Origin of the sequence: Rahnella sikkimica, assembly GCF_002951615.1 — a bacterium.
Lineage (GTDB): Bacteria > Pseudomonadota > Gammaproteobacteria > Enterobacterales > Enterobacteriaceae > Rahnella > Rahnella sikkimica.
Genome location: NZ_CP019062.1, coordinates 3284143 through 3303654, shown reverse-complemented (window position 1 = coordinate 3303654; position 19512 = coordinate 3284143). Strand labels below are relative to the sequence as shown.

Here is a 19512-nt window from a genome sequence, read left to right as displayed (position 1 = left end):
GGCGCGGAGTTTAGCAGGCTTCTGCGTGAAGACTGGCGGTATTGATTTCCACATTGCCGCCCTGAACACGAACTTCATAGGCCGGAATCGAATGTGCATCGTCTTCCATACACAAACCATCCGTCAGGCGAAAATGCTGTTTTTTCAGCGGGCTGGCGACCCACAATTCGCCCTGATGTTCCGCAATAATCCCGCGTGAAAGCACGCTGGATTGCGCGAAAGGATCGATATTCGACAGCGCAAAAATCTGCTCATCCGCATAAGGGCGGAACAGCGCAACCTGCTGATCGCCCGCCAGCGCACAAACGCCGCAACCCGGCAGGATTTGCTCAACAGAACAAAGCGTTAACCACTGGCTCATAATACTTCCTCCCCGTCGGCGATCATTTTCACCGGAATGCGTTCGTCCGGGCGCGCCGGACGGTGCTGTTCGCGTTCTGCAACGAACTGTACGTTCGGATCGCGCTGTGCGCTGTTGATAAAGTGCGTGAAGCGGGTCTGCGCCGCCGGATCGTTCAGCGTTTCCTGCCATTCGCAAACCGCAGATTCACGCAGACGCGCCAGTTCGGCTTCCAGCTGATCGTTCAGGCCGAGTTTGTTATCGATGATCACTTTGCGCAGGTAGGTAATGCCGCCTTCGAGATTATCCATCCAGACCGAGGTGCGTTGCAGCTTATCGGCGGTGCGGATGTAGAACATCATGAAGCGGTCGAGATAGCGCAGCAGCGTTTCGTTATCCAGATCGGCGGCCAGCAGATCGCCGTGGCGTGGTTTCATCCCGCCGTTGCCGCAGACATACAGGTTCCAGCCGTTTTCGGTGGCGATAATGCCGACGTCTTTGCCCTGCGCTTCCGAACATTCACGGGTACAACCGGACACGCCGAATTTCATCTTGTGTGGCGTGCGGATGCCTTTGTAGCGGTTTTCCAGACTGATGCCGAGCCCGAGGCTGTCGCCGACGCCGTAGCGGCACCAGGTGCTGCCGACGCAGGTTTTCGCCATGCGCAGCGCTTTTGCATACGCCTGACCGGTTTCGAAACCGGCGTTAATCAGTTTCTGCCAGATAGCCGGTAAATCGTCTTTCTGCGCGCCGAACATCCCGATGCGCTGGGAACCGGTAATTTTGGTGTAGAGATTATATTCCGCCGCAATCTCGCCAATCGCCATCAGGCCCTGTGGGGTGATTTCACCGCCCGGTGAGCGCGGGATAACGGAATACGTGCCGTCTTTTTGCATGTTGGCGAGGAAGACGTCATTGGTATCCTGAAGCGGGGTGTGCTGCGCTTTCAGCACGTAGTCGTTCCAGCAGGAGGCGAGCAGCGAACCGACGGTCGGTTTACACACTTCGCAGCCATAACCTTTGCCATATTTATTGAGCAGATCGTCAAACGAACGGATGCCTTCGACGCGGATCAGGTGATACAGCTCCTGACGCGAATACGAAAAGTGTTCGCACAGGTGATGGTTTACTTCGATGCCCTGTTTGCTCAGCTCAGCGTTCAGTACCTGTGTGACCAGCGGAACACAACCGCCGCAGCCGGTACCGGCTTTGGTCGCGGATTTCAGTGCCGCGACGGTGTGGCAGCCGCCCTGAACTGCTTTGATGATGTCGCCTTTGGTGACGTCAAAACAGGAGCAGATTTGCGCGCTTTCCGGCAACGCATCGGTGCCGATCACCGCGCCGCCGCTGCCCGCGTGGGCAGGGAGGATCAGCGCATCCGGGTTTTCCGGCAGTTCGATATTATTCAGCACCAGCTGCAAAAGATTGCCGTAATCGCTGGTGTCGCCGACCAGTACCGCGCCGAGCAATGTTCTGTTGTCTTCACTGACGACCAGACGTTTGTATAACGCTTTGCTTTCATCAAGATAGACGTAGCTGCGCGCGCCCGGTGTGCGGGCGTGTGCGTCGCCGATACCCGCAACGTCAACGCCGAGCAGTTTCAGCTTGGCGCTCATGTCTGCGCCGGTGAAGGTATTTTCGCGGCCCAGAAGATGGTCTGCGGTGACCTGCGCCATTTTGTAGCCCGGCGCAACCAGACCGAAAGTGCGCTGATTCCACGACGCACATTCGCCGATGGCATAAACGTCCGGATCGCTGGTCTGGCACTGGTCGTTAATGACGATGCCGCCGCGTGGTGCTATCTCGAGATCGCACTGGCGCGCCAGTTTGTCCTGCGGACGGATGCCGGTAGAGAACACGATGAAATCGACTTCCAGCGCAGTGCCGTCAGCAAATTCCATGGTTTTGCGGGCAGAGCTTCCGCCCTGAACGATTTGTTTGGTGTTTTTCGCGGTGTGAACCTGCACGCCCATGCTTTCGATTTTCTGGCGCAGCTGGCTGCCGCCCATCACATCAAGCTGCTCTGTCATCAGGCCGGGTGCGAATTCAACAACGTGCGTTTCCACACCGAGGTTTTTCAGGGCACCGGCCGCTTCCAGCCCGAGCAAACCGCCGCCGACGACAGCACCGCGTTTGCTGCGACGGGCGCAGGATTCGATGGCGTGCAAATCTTCAATGGTGCGGTAAACGAAGCAGTCCTGGCCGTCAGAACCGGAGATCGGCGGTACCCACGGGTAGGAACCGGTCGCGATAATCAGTTTGTCGTAGTACACCGTGCGGCCGCTGCTGGAGTGAATCACTTTTTCCTGGCGGTTCAGCGTGATGGCGCGTTCGCCAATCAGCACGTTGACGTTGTGTTTTTCGTAAAATCCTTCACGAACCAGCGACAGTTCTTCGGCGGTATGGTGTGAAAAGTAAGAGGAAAGATGGACGCGGTCATAGGCCACGCGCGGCTCTTCACATAATACCGTGATATCGAACTGACCCGGCTCTGCTTTATCCAGCAAATCCTCGATAAAGCGATGGCCGACCATGCCGTTACCAATAATCGCGAGTCTGACTTTGCTCATAATTGCCTCAATTTTGATTTTATGAGGCTAAACATAACCCGCGCGTAACTGGGGGTATTGATACAAATCAAGCCGTTCCCAATATACTCCTTAGGTGGTATTTGTCTGATTTCATTGGGTTTTTATGTAACCTTTCGATTTATAAACACTTTCAGGCTATTGTTCTTCTTATTGCTTATCTTAAACCGACTTTCTCTAACGATGAGGTTACGCGTGACGAAAACCCTTTTACGGACCATCAAAAACGTACGCCTGCCCGGCAGCGAAGGATTGTGGCAGATCGATATCGAAGACGGCGTGGTTAGCCAGATCATCTCCCGGCCACAAAATGATCAGCCCGGAGAGCACATTCTTGATGCGGAAGGCGGGCTGGCGATCCCGCCTTTTATCGAACCGCATATTCACCTCGATACCACGCAAACCGCCGGTCAGCCCGCGTGGAACCAGTCCGGTACGCTGTTTGAAGGCATTGAACGCTGGGCGGAACGCAAGGCGTTGCTCACACATGAAGACGTGAAACAGCGCGCGTGGCAGACGCTGAAATGGCAGATTGCCAACGGTATTCAGCATGTCCGTACGCACGTTGATGTCTCCGACCCGACGCTGACGGCGCTGAAAGCCATGCTGGAAGTGAAAACGGAAGTCGCGCCGTGGGTCACGCTGCAAATCGTGGCGTTTCCGCAGGAAGGAATTATGTCGTACCCCGACGGCGAAGCCCTGCTGGAAGAGGCGCTGAAGCTGGGTGCTGACGTTGTCGGCGCGATTCCGCATTTTGAATTTACCCGCGAATATGGCGTGGAATCGCTGCACAAAACCTTTGCGCTGGCGAAGAAATATAACAAGCTCATCGACGTGCATTGCGATGAAATCGATGACGAGCAATCGCGTTTTGTAGAAACCGTGGCGGCGCTGGCGCTGCGCGAAAATATGGGCGAGCGCGTTACTGCCAGCCACACCACCGCGATGCACTCTTACAACGGCGCGTATACCTCGCGGCTGTTTCGTCTGCTGAAAATGTCGGGCATCAATTTTGTCGCCAATCCGCTGGTGAATATTCATCTGCAAGGGCGCTTTGATACTTACCCGAAACGTCGCGGTATTACGCGCGTGAAAGAGATGCTGGAGGCGGGGATTAATGTCTGTTTTGGTCATGACGACGTTTTTGACCCGTGGTATCCGCTGGGCACCGCCAATATGTTGCAGGTTTTACACATGGGGCTGCATGTCTGCCAGCTGATGGGATATCAGCAAATTGACGACGGCCTGAAGCTGATTACCACGTTCAGCGCGAGAACAATGAATCTGAAGGATTACGCGCTGCAAAGCGGCAATCCGGCGAGCCTGGTGATCCTGCCCGCGCAGAATGGTTTTGATGCTGTCCGCCGTCAGACGCCGGTGCGTTATTCCATCCGCCAGGGACGGCTTATCGCGCAAACGGAACCGGCAAAAACGGTCATCCATCTTGACGAAGATTACCCGGTGGATTTCAACAGCTAACGCTCAGATAAATGCCGTGTAATATTATGAAATATCTGAACAATTTAGTTTTAAGCGTAAATATAGGTAAAGGTCTGGCGCTGAGCCTAAAGGCTCTTTAGAATCAGTGGGATCTGTTGTTTGTATTCTGGAGAAAGGAACCGTCATGTTTAAACGTACTTTAGTGGCCTTAACTGCGCTGCTATCCCTGACTGCAATGTCACCGGTTTTCGCCGCCGGTCAAACCCACGTAATGCTGACCACTTCTGCAGGGAATATCGAATTGGAACTCGACAGTGCGAAGGCACCGGTTTCTGTGAAGAATTTCGTCGATTACGCGCAGAGCGGCTATTACAACAACACCATTTTCCATCGCGTGATCCCGGGCTTTATGGTCCAGGGCGGCGGCTTTACTGCGGACATGCAGCAAAAAGCGACCAAAGAACCTATTAAGAACGAAGCCGACAACGGCCTGCGTAACCTGCGCGGCACCGTAGCCATGGCGCGTACTGCCGATAAAGACAGCGCGACCAGCCAGTTCTTCATCAACGTAGCAGACAATGCTTTCCTGGATCACGGCCAGCGTGATTTTGGCTATGCCGTTTTCGGTAAAGTCATCAAAGGCATGGACGTGGTCGACAAAATGTCTTCCGTGAAAACTGACAACGTCGGGCCATACCAGAACGTTCCAACCATGCCGATTGTTATCCTCTCAGCGAAAGTATTGCCATAACGTTCAGCTTTCCGGTTCCGGAAAAAACGGCTTCCTGCTATGGAAGCCGTTTTTTTTGTCGACGAAAAATATTATTACCGTCCATTAAAATCAGCCCCAGATCTCTGTCGTAACTGAGATTAATCCCCTTCTGAAATATAAATGATAATCGCCGGAAGAAATATAAGTTACCGCACCGGATTTTCCGTCCTGTCCAGTGGCCTTATTTATTGTGTTAACGAGTCGTTTATTTACCCTTGTTATTAATGGCTGAGGAGAGTATTAGCCCATATTTTTTAAAGGACAGTGGATATCACTGTGCAACCGCTGATACAACGTGAAGGGTAAATAATAAATTTCGGTTCGGGTTTTTATTAGCAATGTGATCCCGGTGCTGGTTTCATGTAACAAAACGACATGTGATCGGGTTTGCATACTTCGTGGCGTGCAGATTTTATATTATTGATAACGAATGTAACCGGTGACATGAAGAACATGGCTTCTATAAAAGATGTGGCGACAAAAGCGGGTGTTTCTACCGCAACCGTGTCACGGGTGATCAATAATCATCCCAGCGTGTCCGTTGAGACTCGTCGCGAGGTTCACAGCGCAATGGATTTTCTCTGTTACGTCCCCAACCGGAGCGCCGTTCAACTGAACGGTAAATGCTCCGGGTTAATAGGCGTGGTGGTCCCCAATCTGATTAATCCGCATTTCTGTGAACTGCTGGCCTCGCTTGAGGAGGAAGCCCGTTACGTAGGGAAATCTGTGCTGGTTAAAACCCACCAGAACCAGCCATTTCAGGATAAGCAGCTGGTAAGAACCTTAGTTGGAATGGGAATCGAAGCACTGATTTGGGTTCCCACCGAAGCGGAATCTTCTTTGTCAGAGTGGCTGCTGAGCACGGGTGTCAATACTGCGGTTGTGACACAAACCTCGCGTTTCTTTAATTCAGTGTCTAACAACCAGGAACGCGGGGCGGAGACGATAGCCGAGCATTTTATTGATATCGGGCGTACCCGTTTTGGCTTTATCGGCCAGGACGGCGTAGACAACCGCAAAATTTCGGCCTTTTGTAAGAAAGCACTCAGCCATGGCCATCGGGTGGAAAAACACCACGGCTACTGGATCCCCAAAGGTGACGGTGAAAATAGCCGGGGACATATTCATTCTCTGGATTCCATCGTTGATAAAATAACGAGTCGGGAAGATAAAATAAACTGCCTGCTTATTTATAATGACGTTGCCGCAAGCTATGTTATCGAAAAGCTTCGACGCAAGGGCGGTAATGTACCGGGTGATATCGCCGTGGCCAGTTTCGACAATACGATTATTGCGCAGGTGATGAATATTACCAGTATTGCTCAGCCCATAAATGAGATGGGGAAACTGGCCTTTGAACTTATCAATAAAACTGAGAAATACGATCACATCGATTCAATCGCATTGACAACAAAACTTATTGTTCGGGAGAGCAGTCTCGGAATGACTGTGACGAAAATATAATTATTCCGCCAGAACCTCTGGTTTGTTCGCAATGCAAAACGGGTGCCCCTGAGGCACCCGTTCTTGTTATGACCCCGGAGACTTATAATCCCGGCGTTGGTGTGGCTCTGAAAGCATTGACGGTTCTGTCCATAACAACCTGTGCATCGCTTCCTGAATCCAGAATTGTATTTTGCCGCGATTCTGTTTCGATCTGCACAGCGGTTACCTCCAGCGGTTGCAGGGCATCGACCGTCAGCAAAGCACCCACCTGTGCATCGAAGCAGGAATTTGTCGCGGACGTTTGCGTTTTTGATGCTTCGGTCGTAGCAACCATGTGATTGCCGGAAATAAAATTACCCGTACCTGACACAATTCGTATGATGACCGGCTTTGCTCCGGACGGCCTGATATATTGAGTCTCAATGGTTTCCGAAATATGGTTAGAAATAACAGAGTTATTATTTCCGCTTATATACAGGAGCCCATACAAGTCATCTGCACCGCTATCGTATCCCTGCATCGGTAACCAAGGCTCATGGTCGCGCAGAAAATGATTCGCAGAAACCAGCACTTCCGAACTGTTATCCTCAAGGACTAACATCCCCGAATAAAATGAATGGAACCGGTTACTGGTCACAGAAGAACGCACTACGCCAGAAAAATGGATGCTGCTTTTCCCGCGCGGGAAAACATTATTTGCCGTGACCAGCAGTCCGCCAAAATTTTGCGCATAAATGGAATAGCCTTTATAACCCGCCCCGATTAGGTTATCGGTTATTTTGGACGCCTGTCCTGAACCGCGTAATTCGATGCAGTTTCCGCATTCAGCGATGAAATTATCATGTATAGAAAGTGCATCAGACTGATACGTGGTAATACCATGCTCTAAATACACGAACCCCATGCCGGTAATCCGGAATGAATCCTGCGCATTTGCGACATAAATACCCGTTTTCCCATTCGTGTAGCTATTCTCTGGATCGTGATGTCCTGAAGCATCATCCACAAAGTGCAAACCATCAATACAAAAATCGGCAAATTCGACTGAGCTTATACGAGGTTCTCCCTCCCGCTTCACATAGAACGCGGCTCCAGTGCTTTCGTCACTTCCTGACTGCGGTAAAATATCCACCAGCACCCGGCTGCCGCCTGGCCATATTTCATGCCAGTGTGCCAGTTCACCCGGCGGCGTATTAAAACGAATACTTGAAGACGTAAAACCGTGGCCAGATCCCATGATTTTCAGATAGCTGATATCAATAACAACCTGAGTCGTCAGATGATAATCACCTGGCGGGATATAAATCACTGCACCCGGTTTTCCACCGTCATTAACATCAACGTTCGTTTGCCTGGTTTTAATATCTGCGATGATGCTGTTAATAACCTTGCCAATATCTTCGTATGGATTACCTACATTCCACTCGGTAACGTCGTAATTTTTTTTACTCACCATAAATAAAAGTTCCTGTAACAAAAATAGGAAAGCGAGTGCAGCCCGAAAATGCGGGCTGCGTTTCGTTTATTCACCAATCAATGCGTGGGTTGAATCACTGAGGTATCACTTTGCTTTAGTGACTGCGCGTGGCCGTTCTCCAGTTCGCGTTTGGCGAGATCGACTTTAATCTTCTCAAGGAAGGTATTATTGAGCTTGAAGTAACGCACCACATACGCGCTGATGAAATAGCTCACCATTGGCAGTAATGAGAACATCATAATAATGCCCTGAATCGTCTGTGGGTTTTGTTCAGGTTTATTCGCGACATAGCCGGTATAGGATAATATCCAGGCGACAATGGCACCCGCCACCGCCAGCCCCATTTTTAACATGAAGAGATTGCCTGCGAAGGAAATACCGGTCAGACGTTTGCCAAATTTCCAGTCACCGTAGTCATCAACGTCGGACATCATGGCCCACAGTATTGGGCCTGACTGAATTAAATGGAGAATATTAATGACGATAAACAGGGCTAACAGCGGCGTCAACGATGAAGGGTCGACAAACCATAATGCGAACGACAGAATCCCGAGAATAATATTGATGACACGGAATAACTTAATTTTATCGAAACGATCGGTCAGTGGCTTAGCAATTACGCTCCCTGCCATATTGCAGGCGACACCCAGCGCCATGAAAAAGGTAATAAACCCTACAGAAGCGTGCATCACATAAGTGGCGTAATAAATGGTGACCGCACCGCGAATAAATGCCGGAAAGACGTTAAGGAAGGTGATTGAAATCATCAGTAGCCACTGATCATTTTTCGCAATGTCTTTCAGGTCTCGTTTTAATGAATCGTTAGCTTTAATTGAAACCACGCGTTCCTTAATACTGGCGAAGCAGAACAGGAACATGAGGGTCGCCGCGCCTCCCATAATCATCATCGTCATCTGAAAACCCGATGCCCTGTTGCCATTACCCAGCCAGTCGGTCAGAGGCAAAATAGAACAGGAGATGATGAGAGTTGCCAGGCCGTTAAGGAAGAAACGCCAGGACAGGCAGCCCATGCGTTCTTTCTGGTTCAGCGTAATGACGCCCGCCACCGAGCAATACGGAATATTGATCGCCGTATAGATTAACGACATGATCAGATAAGTGACCCAGGCATACATGATTTTCCCGTTCATGCTCAGGTCAGGCGTGGTGAACATTAAGACTGCGCCCAGACCAAAGGGTACGGCCATCCACAACAACCACGGGCGAAATTTACCCCAGCGGGTTTTGGTGCGATCGCAAATAGCGCCCATAATCGGATCGCTGAAGGCGTCGAATACACGGATGACCAGAAATAAGGTGCCAACGATGGCGGGATCTAAGCCATACACATCGGTGTAAAACCATGTCAGGTAAAGAGCCAGTACACTCCAGATCATACATGAGCCAGCATCGCCCATACCGTAACCGATCTTTTCTTTACGGCTCAGTTTTTCGTAAGCGCTTTTATTTTCCATTGTGGTTACAGACATATATACACCTTGTTATTGCGCAGACATGAATACAAAGCAATGGCGATTCCAGCCAGTGCTGACGAAGTGAAAGAAGGGAATATTATTTATCCCGCAACGTTTTAGGATTATTCAGAACGCGCAATACGAGGGCGCCAAAAACTCTGTTAATTGTGAGGTCTTTCATTGAAACCATGAAGATTAAATATGTCGTTCTGACCGTGGGACTTACTATAATTTATGAACGAAGCTAAAAGTGTAAGCCAGACCACATGTTGTTTTGTTACATGAAACTCTGGCTAATGCTCTCAACTTTAATTGAGTCCGGCCTGTTTTGACTTATCCGGTTTTGATAAACGTTCCCGCGTCCCACTTTCAAGGAAAATGAAATGAGCGAACCCCGTCTGATTGCAAAAGCGATGAGTGAAGGTAAACCGGTTCAGGATCTGGTGATCCTGCCTGCGCTGGCGAACCGGCATGGATTAATTACCGGCGCGACCGGCACCGGCAAAACGGTCACGCTGCAACGCATGGCTGAACAGTTTTCGCGTATCGGCATTCCGGTTTTTCTGGCCGATGTGAAAGGGGATTTATCGGGGATTGGCGCGTCAGGCGTGCCGTCGGAAAAACTCGCCGCGCGCCTGAAAAATATCGGCGTCACCGACTGGCAGCCGCAGGCGTGCAGCATTATCCCGTGGGATATTTTCGGTGAAAAAGGCCATCCCATTCGCGCGACGATTTCCGATCTCGGGCCGTTATTACTGGCGCGGTTGCTGGATCTCAACGACGTGCAAAGCGGCGTGTTGCAGCTGGTTTTCAAGATTGCCGATGACAACGGACTTTTGCTGCTCGACATGAAAGATTTGCGCGCGATGGTGCAGTTTACCGGCGAAAACGCCAGGCAGTTCCAGACGCAGTACGGCAACATTTCCACGGCGTCCATCGGGGCGATTCAGCGTGGCCTGCTGACGCTCGAAGGGCAGGGCGCGAATCAGTTCTTCGGCGAGCCGATGCTGGATATCAACGACCTGATGCGCACCGATAAAAATGGTCACGGGATGATTAACCTGCTGGCCGCGGATAAGCTGATTAACCAGCCCAAACTCTATTCTGTTTTCCTGCTCTGGCTGCTGGCAGAGCTGTTTGAACATTTGCCGGAAGTGGGCGACCCGGAACAGCCGAAGCTGGTGTTCTTCTTTGACGAAGCGCATCTGCTGTTCAACGACGCGCCTGAAGCGTTGCTGACGAAAATCGAACAGGTGGTGCGTCTCATCCGTTCCAAAGGCGTCGGAATTTACTTCGTCACGCAGAACCCGCTGGATATTCCCGACAGCGTGCTCGGGCAGCTTGGCAACCGGGTTCAGCACGCCTTGCGCGCCTTTACGCCGCGTGACCAGAAAGCGGTGAAAGCCGCGGCGCAGACTATGCGCGCGAATCCGGCGTTTGACGCGGAAACGGCGATCAGCGAGCTGGGCGTCGGCGAAGCGCTGGTGTCTTTCCTCGACGAAAAAGGGCGGCCGGAAATTGTGCTGCGCGCGATGGTCATCGCCCCGGAATCGAAAATGGGCATGCTGGCAGATGATGAGCGCAATAAAGCCATCAATCAGTCGCCGCTGTATGGCCGCTACGAAGACAGCGTGGATCGTGAATCTGCGTATGAAAAAATCACCGCACAGGGCTTTGGCACCGTGGCAGCGCCGCAATCTGCGGGCGCGGCTAAACCTGCGGCTGAAACCGGATCCGGCGGCGGCCTGATGGGCGGCCTCAATGAAATCCTGTTTGGCAGCGCCGGCCCGCGTGGCGGAAAACGCGACGGCGTGGTGCAGGTTGCCGCCAAAAGTATGGCCCGCGATTTAGGGCGGCAAATTCTGCGCGGCGTTCTGGGTTCCATTATGGGGGGCCGCAAAAAGTAATTCCTTCTGCTCAGCCCCAAAGCTGAAACGCATCAGCTTTGGGTGTGCTTTACCTGCCTGACTTCTCACTATTTCCTGTAACAACATCCGTTACATCCCTTTTTTGCCACCCTGAGCACGTTGTGAACGGTGGTTTTGCTGCAAAACCGATCAAGGTGAAGGCTGTCACGTTTTTCGCTCTGCGGGATTTGTAGGCTGAATTGCTTTTGGGCTAAATCAATTCAGCAAAAAGGAGTGGATGTGAAAAAATTACTCGTAACCGGGATCGTCATGGGGCTTTTTTCGTGGCAGGCCGCTGCACAAACTATCGTGCTGACGGATGCTGAAGCCGGTACTGAACTGGGAAATTGGAAAACTGACAGCAAAAAGCTGAATATCGCCGGTGCAGATTTCAGCATCGAACAAAAAGTCTTACACGGCGGTAAACAGGAAGGCTCTAAAGTCATTACGATCACCAGCAAAGGGCTGACCATCGCTCTTAGCCCGACGCGCGGCATGGATTTACTGCATGTGACCGGCGATAACATCCGGCTAGGCTGGGATTCGCCGGTGCAGGAAGTGGTGAATCCGGCGTACATCAATCTGGAAAGCCGCAACGGCGTGGGCTGGCTGGAAGGCTTCAACGAAATGATGGTGCGCTGCGGCTTTGAATGGACCGGCCATCCGGTGACCGCTGACGGCATGATTTACACGCTGCATGGCCGCGCAGGCAACACGCCAGCCTCGAAAGTGGTGGTCGAGATTGCAGAAAAAGCACCGTACGAAATCACCGTGCGCGGGCTGCTGAAAGAAGACACTTTCAAGAAAGCCAAACTGGAAACCTGGACTGAGCTGCGTTACGTGCCGGGCAGCCAGTCGTGGACTATTCACGACCAGCTGACTAACCAGTCTGATTATCCGCACGACTACCAGATTATTTATCACAGCAACTTTGGTCAGCCGATCCTCGAACAGGGCGCGCGCTTTATCGCACCACTGAAATCCATTTCGCCGTTCAACGATTACGCCAAAAAAGGCCTGAGCGACTGGCAGACTTACGCCGGGCCAACCAAAGGCTTCGATGAAATGGTCTTCAACATGGTTCCGCTGGCGGATGCGCAGGGCAAAACCATCGCGGGCGTCGTCAACAAAGCCGGTGATAAAGGCGCGTCGATTGAGTTCGACACGCATCAGCTCCCGCTGCTGACGCTGTGGAAAAACACCGACACCCTGAAACAAGGCTATGTGACCGGCATCGAACCGGGCACTAACTACGCGTACCCTGTGACGATTGAGCGTAAACAGGGCCGTGTGAAACAGCTGCAACCCGGCCAGAGCACCGTGTTTGAGCTGAAATACTCGCTGCTGCCGGATGCAAAAGCGGTTCAACAGCTCGAGCAAAGGGTAAAAACGTTGCAGGGCGAACACAAAACCGAGGTCAGCGATCAACCGATTGCCGTTGAGTAATCGTTGCCGTTGCACAATCAGTATTGAGGACGCCGGACAAGGCGTCCTTTTTTTGCCGCGCTGTTCAGGAAAACAGATCGACAAAATTATGAAGCACGCACGTAAAAATGCGTAGAATTGCCCGGTAAATTTTTCGACTTTACCGGGATCCCCATGCTGCTGCTGATCGACAACTACGACTCGTTTACCTATAACCTCTACCAATATTTTTGCGAGCTGGGCGCAGAGGTTAACGTGATGCGTAACGATCGGCTGACGATTGCGGATATCGAACAGCTTTCCCCCTCGCATCTGGTGATTTCGCCCGGCCCGTGTACGCCGGATCAGGCGGGGATCTCCCTGCAAGCCATCACGCACTTTGCCGGTAAGCTGCCGGTTCTCGGTGTCTGCCTCGGGCATCAGGCGATGGCGCAGGCGTTTGGAGCAAAAATCGTCCGCGCCCGTCAGGCCATTCATGGCAAAACCTCTCCCATCCGCCATACCGGCACCAGCGTTTTTAGCGGGCTGAATAATCCGCTGACGGTGACGCGCTACCATTCGCTGGTGATTGCGCCCGACACGTTGCCCGATTGCTTTGACGTCACCGCGTGGACTGAGCGCGAGGGCGAACGTGACGAAATCATGGGCATCATGCACAAAACGCTGCCGCTGCACGGCGTTCAGTTCCATCCTGAAAGCATTCTCAGCGAGCAGGGACATCAGCTGCTGGATAATTTCCTTAAAATCTAAACACTTAGTTGCCCGATAAAAATTACTTACGCGACAGGAACGATTTCTGTTTGCCTGTGTGTGATTTTTTATGCATATTTTGTGATTATATTTTCACATCCATTGCGGCTGTGAATTCCAGTTCATCGTAACAACTCACTGGTAAGAACCAGAAAGGGAGAAGGGTTATGGCAGAAAAAGCAGCGGTTAACCGGGGCACGTTCGATAAAGTAATTTTGCCGGTTTATTCACCCGCGAAATTTATTCCGGTGAAAGGCAAAGGCAGCCGCGTGTGGGATCAGCAGGGTAACGAATATGTTGATTTCGCGGGCGGGATTGCGGTGACCGCGCTGGGCCATTGCCATCCGGCGCTGGTGAAAGCGTTACACGAACAGGGCGAAACCCTGTGGCATGTGAGCAACGTTTTCACCAACGAACCGGCGCTGCGTCTGGCGCAGAAACTGATCGACGCGACCTTTGCTGACCGCGTATTTTTTGCCAACTCCGGCGCAGAAGCCAACGAAGCCGCATTCAAACTCGCGCGCTATTACGCTTCGCATCGCCACAGCCCGTACAAAAGCAAGATTATCGCTTTCCATAACGCCTTCCACGGGCGCACGTTGTTTACCGTGTCCGTCGGCGGCCAGCCAAAATATTCCGATGGCTTTGGCCCGAAACCGGCTGACATCGTGCATGTCCCGTTCAACGATCTGGACGCGGTAAAAGCGGTCATCGATGACCATACCTGCGCCATTGTTGTGGAGCCGGTTCAGGGCGAAGGCGGTGTAATGCCTGCCACTCAGGAATTCCTGCAAGGTCTGCGCGAGCTTTGCGACAAACATCAGGCGCTGCTGGTGCTCGATGAAGTTCAGAGCGGCATGGGCCGCAGCGGTAAGTTGTTCAGCTACATGCATTACGGCGTGACGCCGGATATTCTGACCACGGCAAAAGCTCTGGGCGGCGGGTTCCCTGTCAGCGCCATGCTGGCAACGGAAGAGGTCGCGTCGGTGATGGAACCGGGTAAACACGGCACCACCTACGGCGGTAACCCGCTGGCCTGCGCCGTCGCCGAAGCTGCGCTGGATATCATCAATACGCCTGAAGTGCTGGCCGGTATTAACGAACGCCGCGAGAAATTCATCAGCGCGCTGGATGCCATCAACCAGAAATACCCGATCTTCAAAGAATTCCGCGGCCAGGGGCTGCTGATAGGGGCTGAACTGTCGGACGCCTTCAAAAACCGCGCCGGAGAGTTTCATGCCGCCGCCGCTGAGTTCGGGTTGATGATGCTGGTGGCGGGCCCGAATGTGATGCGGTTTGCACCATCACTGGTGATCGACTTCGCGGATATTGAAGAAGGGATGGGGCGCTTTGAGAAAGCGGTAGCAAAAGTTACAGGGGCTTAGGGTTTAGGCTTTAGCAGCCGGCTTTATTTAAAAAAATATATAGATCGAGAATATTTCGGTTTCTCACTCACCGTGAGGGCTATGACCGAGAATATTTCGGTTTTTCATGTGCGGTGATCGCTCAGCGGCTCACGCCGAAACCGACCAAGAGAGGGAAGTGCTTTCCCTCTCTTGGAGCTCTCCCCGCTTTTTCAAACAAGCGCTGCCGCTGGGGCGATGGCCGTGTTCTGGCGCTCCCGCGTGTGGCGCAAATCCAGGCACTTCGTGCTGCCTTCACTCGGTCTTCGAGCCTCGGGTCTCGAAGCCGCTCCGTTCAGCTGGATTTTGAGCGCGTCATCTCACCTTTTGAAAAACAGCACGAAATACTCTCTTGAATTACATAGCCTTTGGCCGCTTTCAGAAAGCTTGCCGAGCGAGTGTTTCGAGACCCAAGGCTCGAAACCGAGTTAGGGAACCGCGCAGCGGCAAGTTTTTGCGGCAATAATTGCGGTGGCTGAAACATAGCCAGCGAGCGGAGCGCGCAGTGAAAAAAGCGTGGGAGATCAAAGAGGGAGGCGCTTTTCCTCCCTCTTTGGCGGTTTCGGCACAGCGAATTAAGTGATCACCGTGCGTGAAAAACCGAAACCTTCTCGATCCAGCCCCACGGCGAGTGAGAAACCGAAACCTTCTCGATCCAACCCTTAAACGGGGGATATAAAAGGGGATCTCCCCTTTTACGCCCGCCGCGTCAGCCAGACCCCGTGGTGTGGCCTCTGCTTCCACGCCAGTGACGAAATGGTATGCATCACACTCAGATGCGAAATCACCCTGCGCAGGTGACGCTCCATTTCGGTCAGCGGCATGTCAGGGTGCAGCTCCGGCGCATTAAACAGGCTGTTCTCGCTGCCGGGGCCGTCGTACAGCAGCCGTTGCTGACAGCTTTGCAGCGCAATTTCGCAGGTCTGTAAATACTCCGTCGCCAGCTTCTCCGGCAGCATGTAATGCTCGCGGGCGAGAATCGTCATCGCGTTGATGTGCTCAACGACAAACTGACTGTGCGTGACCCACAAACGCATATCCGCCAGATAGTGCGAGTTAAAACCCGGTTCCTGCATCGCCTGGCTCAGCGAGGTGAAGAGCTTGTTGTGCGCCTGATTGACCTGCATCCGGGTGTACGCGAGTTTCGACGCGTCAGGGTTTTCCTGCAGGATAAGCCGGATGGCGTTCTGATACGTTTCCAGCGCCTGATGGGCATTCTGTCGCATCAGGCCACTTTGCCATTGCGGCCACAGCCAGATGGTGCCGCCGAAGGCCAGCGCACAGCCAATCAATGTGTCGATAAGTCGCGGCACCAGAAAATGGATGCCGTTCATTGCCAGCAACTGCAATGTATAAACGGCGGTGACCGTCATCCCGACCATCGCCAGCCCGTAGTTTTTGCGCAGTACCGTGTAGGAAATCAGCGTCACCACCAGCATACAAATCAGCGTGATGCCTTCCGGCATCTCCAGTTTCAGCAATCCGGCGGCAATCAGCAGACCGGCCAGCGTGCCGAGCGCACGGTGCTGGATACGCACACGCGTGGCGTTATAACCGTTCTGGCTGACCAGCATGATGGTCAGCAATATCCAGTAGGGTTTCGGCAGATTGAAGAACAGCCCGAGGCTGCTGCCGATCGCCAGAATCAGCCCCAGACGTGCGGCATTGCGCAGGGCGGAAGATTTAAAAGACAGATAGCTTTTTACCGCAGGCCAGAACGGCAGGCGCGGCTGGGAGTTCATCAGATCGCGGCGATACAGCGGACGCTGCGTCCGCAGCAGTCGCGCGATACGGCTGAAATGGTAATAACAGAACTGGCCGACCGGATTCTGCGGGTTCTGCGCCGCAATTTTTTCCAGCGCTGCCAACTCATTCGCCATGGTGAAGCGTTCGGAAAGGCGATGGTAGAGAATATCGTCCGCAATCACGCGCAGACGGGCGGAAATTACCTGCGCATTCCGGCGGATCACCGCTTCGGCATGGCTTTCTTCCACCAGTTTCTGGACTTCTTCCGGCTGATGCAGGCTGACCGTGATGTGTTCCTGCAAATCGAGCGCAACCTGAAAACGCTGGAACAGCCGCTTGTGGTGATGATGATGCCCGTGCTGCGGCAGCATGTGCAGTTGCTGATACAGCAACGCAATCAGATCGATAACCTGCTGCTGGCGTTTGAGCAGTGGCGGAAGGGCGGTTTCCGGATCGGTGTGTTGCGTCAGCAGGCTGTACTTGGCTTCGAAATAATCCGCCAGTTGCAAATACAGCTGACTGAGCGTTTCGCGCATCGGCTGTTCTTCGGAAATACGGAACCACGCCCAGTTAAACAGCCCGTACCAGGCGGTACCCGCAGCAAACAGCGCGGGTGCCTGCCACATCGGCCTCACACCGACCATACTCAGCGTAAAGATGGTGGCCACCAGCGCGCCGGGCAATAAGCGTGCGTGCAGCGGGCTGATTTCGCCGGTGACGCCGAGCAGCAAAGCCAGCGTTAACATGATGAGCGGCAGGGGAATGTGCCAGTTTTCCAGCATGACCTGCATCAGAATACTGCTGACGGCAAACAACGAGCCGCCGATAATCAGGCGTTTAAAGAAGCGTTTGTGCGGAGTATCGAGACCGGCGACGTTGCAACAGGCCGGGCACAAGGAAAACAGCAGACCCATTTGCAGATTGCCAAACAGCCAGCAAATACCGACAGGCAGGCATAACACCAGCGTCTGGCGCAGCGCGTAGTTAACTTCGGGATGATAAAACAGTCTTCGCCATAGCGTCATGGGTAAAGCTTAGCCCATAAAAAAGGCGCGACAGTCAGCTGCCGCGCCAATTTCTGAGGGATTAACGTGTGCCGTAAACGACAATCGTTTTACCGTGTGCGGAGATCAGGCTCTGATCTTCCAGCATTTTGAGAATACGTCCGACTGTTTCACGTGAACAACCGACGATTTGGCCGATTTCCTGACGGGTGATCTTGATTTGCATCCCGTCCGGATGGGTCATTGCATCAGGCTGTTTAGCCAGATTAAGCAAAGTTTGCGCGATACGGCCTGTTACGTCGAGGAAGGCAAGGTTGCCGACTTTCTCTGACGTCACTTGCAGACGGTTTGCCATCTGCGCGGAAAGACGCATCAGAATATCCGGGTTAACCTGAATCAGCTGGCGGAATTTTTTATAAGAAATTTCAGCCACTTCGCAGGCAGTTTTAGCACGAACCCAGGCACTGCGTTCCTGCCCTTCTTCGAAGAGTCCCAGCTCGCCGATGAAGTCACCTTGGTTAAGGTATGACAGTATCATTTCTTTGCCTTCTTCATCTTTAATCAGGACGGCAACCGACCCTTTCACGATGTAGTACAGCGTTTCGGCTTTTTCACCCTGGTGAATCAGCGTACTTTTAGAAGGATACTTATGTATATGACAGTGAGAAAGGAACCATTCGAGAGTCGGGTCTGTTTGTGGCTTGCCGAGAACCATTTGCTATTATCCTCTGTTGTTATCGCTGCCCAAAATCACAGGGCTCAGAGTTCCCTGTACGGCACTTACTTTAAAAAGCGCCCTTTCAGCATATAACTCCCCAGAAATGCTGCAAGCGGATGTCGGAGTGAAACAGCCTGATTATTGCTGTTAACACCGTGGGTTCTGTTCTTAAACCGCAAAAACCGTCACCGCAATTTACTGGAAAGTATGTTTCGGCTTTGTTTGTAACACAGGATTGCAATGCTGTCTTCTGTTGTCTCGCTTCAGCATGATGGCGATCGGGTTACGTTGCCAGTTTTTGGGTGAAAGGGTAGTCTGAGGGAAGATTTTGACGAATTTATCCACCGGGAGAAGAGCACATGCACGCACGCGTAAAATGGGTAGAAGGGCTGACGTTTTTAGGCGAGTCAGCGTCGGGCCATCAGATCACAATGGATGGCAATGCGGGCGACAAAGCCCCGAGCCCGATGGAAATGTTGCTGATGTCAGCGGGCGGTTGCAGTGCGATTGACGTGGTGTCTATTTTGCAGAAAGGCCGTAACGACGTGCGTGACTGCGAAGTGAAACTGACGTCTCAGCGCCGCGAAGAAGCACCGCGTCTGTTCACGCACATCAACCTGCATTTCATCGTCACCGGCAAAGACCTGACGGATAAAATTGTGGAACGCGCGGTCAGCCTGTCTGCGGAAAAATACTGCTCCGTTTCCCTGATGCTGGGCAAAGCCGCGACGATCACCCACAGTTTTGAAGTGGTGAACGCCGAATAAGTCACGACCAGTCATACGACTGACACTGGCTTCGCAATAAATCCAGAAATCGCCGCGCGGCAAACGTCAGCGGCGATTTTTGCGAATAGAGTACGCAATATTCCGCCTCCGGCAGTGTATCGCTATTGAGCAGGCAAAGCCTGTCCTGCAAGCCGAACGGCGCACTCATCGCCACAGCGTGCGCGAACAGGTGCCACAGGTGATGGAACAGATTAGTTCAGGAATTACGGCGGCGCACGGGGCGCAATATGAAC

15 protein-coding genes are annotated in these 19512 nt (G+C 52.6%); 8 read left to right on the top strand and 7 right to left on the bottom strand.

Annotation, left to right across the window (positions count from 1 at the left end; genetic code table 11):
• Positions 1-10: 10 nt before the first annotated feature.
• Together nirD and nirB are read right to left on the bottom strand one after the other, a co-directional pair.
• Positions 11-361: a nitrite reductase small subunit NirD gene (gene nirD, locus BV494_RS15360; protein ID WP_104923625.1), complete on the bottom strand. Its 351-nt coding sequence runs from the start codon at positions 359-361 to the stop codon at positions 11-13.
• A complete protein-coding gene (nirB, locus tag BV494_RS15355; RefSeq protein WP_104923624.1) occupies positions 358-2910 on the bottom strand; it encodes a nitrite reductase large subunit NirB in 2553 nt (850 codons plus the stop codon). The genes nirD and nirB overlap by 4 nt, the downstream gene beginning before the upstream one ends.
• A gap of 213 nt (positions 2911-3123) precedes the next feature.
• On the opposite strand from nirB, the gene BV494_RS15350 reads away from it, so the two are divergent.
• The 3 genes from BV494_RS15350 (at position 3124) to BV494_RS15340 (ending at position 6604) form a co-directional block, all read left to right on the top strand.
• Positions 3124-4407: a cytosine deaminase gene (locus BV494_RS15350; RefSeq protein ID WP_104923623.1), complete on the top strand. Its 1284-nt coding sequence runs from the start codon at positions 3124-3126 to the stop codon at positions 4405-4407.
• Between the two features lie 145 nt (positions 4408-4552).
• Positions 4553-5119, top strand: coding sequence for a peptidylprolyl isomerase A (gene ppiA, locus BV494_RS15345; protein ID WP_104923622.1), 567 nt, complete (start codon positions 4553-4555; stop codon positions 5117-5119).
• A gap of 474 nt (positions 5120-5593) precedes the next feature.
• Positions 5594-6604: a LacI family DNA-binding transcriptional regulator gene (locus BV494_RS15340; RefSeq protein WP_104923621.1), complete on the top strand. Its 1011-nt coding sequence runs from the start codon at positions 5594-5596 to the stop codon at positions 6602-6604.
• An 82-nt stretch (positions 6605-6686) separates the two neighbouring features.
• On the opposite strand, the gene BV494_RS15335 is transcribed toward BV494_RS15340, so the two are convergent.
• Entirely contained in the window at positions 6687-8042 is a 1356-nt protein-coding gene (locus BV494_RS15335; RefSeq protein ID WP_104923620.1) for a NosD domain-containing protein, read from the bottom strand.
• 77 nt (positions 8043-8119) lie between these two features.
• Complete coding sequence (locus BV494_RS15330; protein WP_104923619.1) at positions 8120-9553, bottom strand: glycoside-pentoside-hexuronide (GPH):cation symporter; 1434 nt, start codon at positions 9551-9553, stop codon at positions 8120-8122.
• A gap of 368 nt (positions 9554-9921) precedes the next feature.
• Between BV494_RS15330 and BV494_RS15325 the strand changes: the two genes are divergently transcribed.
• From BV494_RS15325 to argD, 4 genes are all read left to right on the top strand, one after another.
• Positions 9922-11445 (top strand): helicase HerA-like domain-containing protein, encoded by a 1524-nt coding sequence (locus tag BV494_RS15325; RefSeq protein ID WP_104923618.1) that lies wholly within the window; start codon positions 9922-9924, stop codon positions 11443-11445.
• A gap of 240 nt (positions 11446-11685) precedes the next feature.
• Positions 11686-12891 (top strand): aldose 1-epimerase family protein, encoded by a 1206-nt coding sequence (locus BV494_RS15320; protein WP_104923617.1) that lies wholly within the window; start codon positions 11686-11688, stop codon positions 12889-12891.
• Between the two features lie 153 nt (positions 12892-13044).
• The gene (locus BV494_RS15315; RefSeq protein ID WP_104923616.1) at positions 13045-13620 is read left to right on the top strand and encodes an aminodeoxychorismate synthase component II; all 576 of its coding nucleotides are present in this window, start codon (positions 13045-13047) and stop codon (positions 13618-13620) included.
• 167 nt (positions 13621-13787) lie between these two features.
• Positions 13788-15005, top strand: coding sequence for a bifunctional acetylornithine/succinyldiaminopimelate transaminase (argD, locus tag BV494_RS15310; protein WP_104923615.1), 1218 nt, complete (start codon positions 13788-13790; stop codon positions 15003-15005).
• Between the two features lie 713 nt (positions 15006-15718).
• Here the strand turns inward: argD and BV494_RS15305 are convergent.
• Entirely contained in the window at positions 15719-17794 is a 2076-nt protein-coding gene (locus tag BV494_RS15305) for a YccS/YhfK family putative transporter (RefSeq protein ID WP_104923614.1), read from the bottom strand.
• 61 nt (positions 17795-17855) lie between these two features.
• Positions 17856-18488 carry a cAMP-activated global transcriptional regulator CRP gene (gene crp, locus BV494_RS15300; protein WP_013573634.1) on the bottom strand — a complete coding sequence of 211 codons (633 nt, stop codon included), beginning with the start codon at positions 18486-18488 and terminating at the stop codon, positions 17856-17858.
• 362 nt (positions 18489-18850) lie between these two features.
• Between crp and BV494_RS15295 the strand changes: the two genes are divergently transcribed.
• Positions 18851-19258 carry an OsmC family protein gene (locus BV494_RS15295; protein ID WP_101077441.1) on the top strand — a complete coding sequence of 136 codons (408 nt, stop codon included), beginning with the start codon at positions 18851-18853 and terminating at the stop codon, positions 19256-19258.
• Position 19259: 1 nt separating this feature from the next.
• On the opposite strand, the gene BV494_RS25880 is transcribed toward BV494_RS15295, so the two are convergent.
• Positions 19260-19427, bottom strand: a complete 168-nt coding sequence (locus tag BV494_RS25880) for a hypothetical protein (protein ID WP_192938014.1) — start codon at positions 19425-19427, stop codon at positions 19260-19262.
• Between the last annotated feature and the right edge of the window lie 85 nt (positions 19428-19512).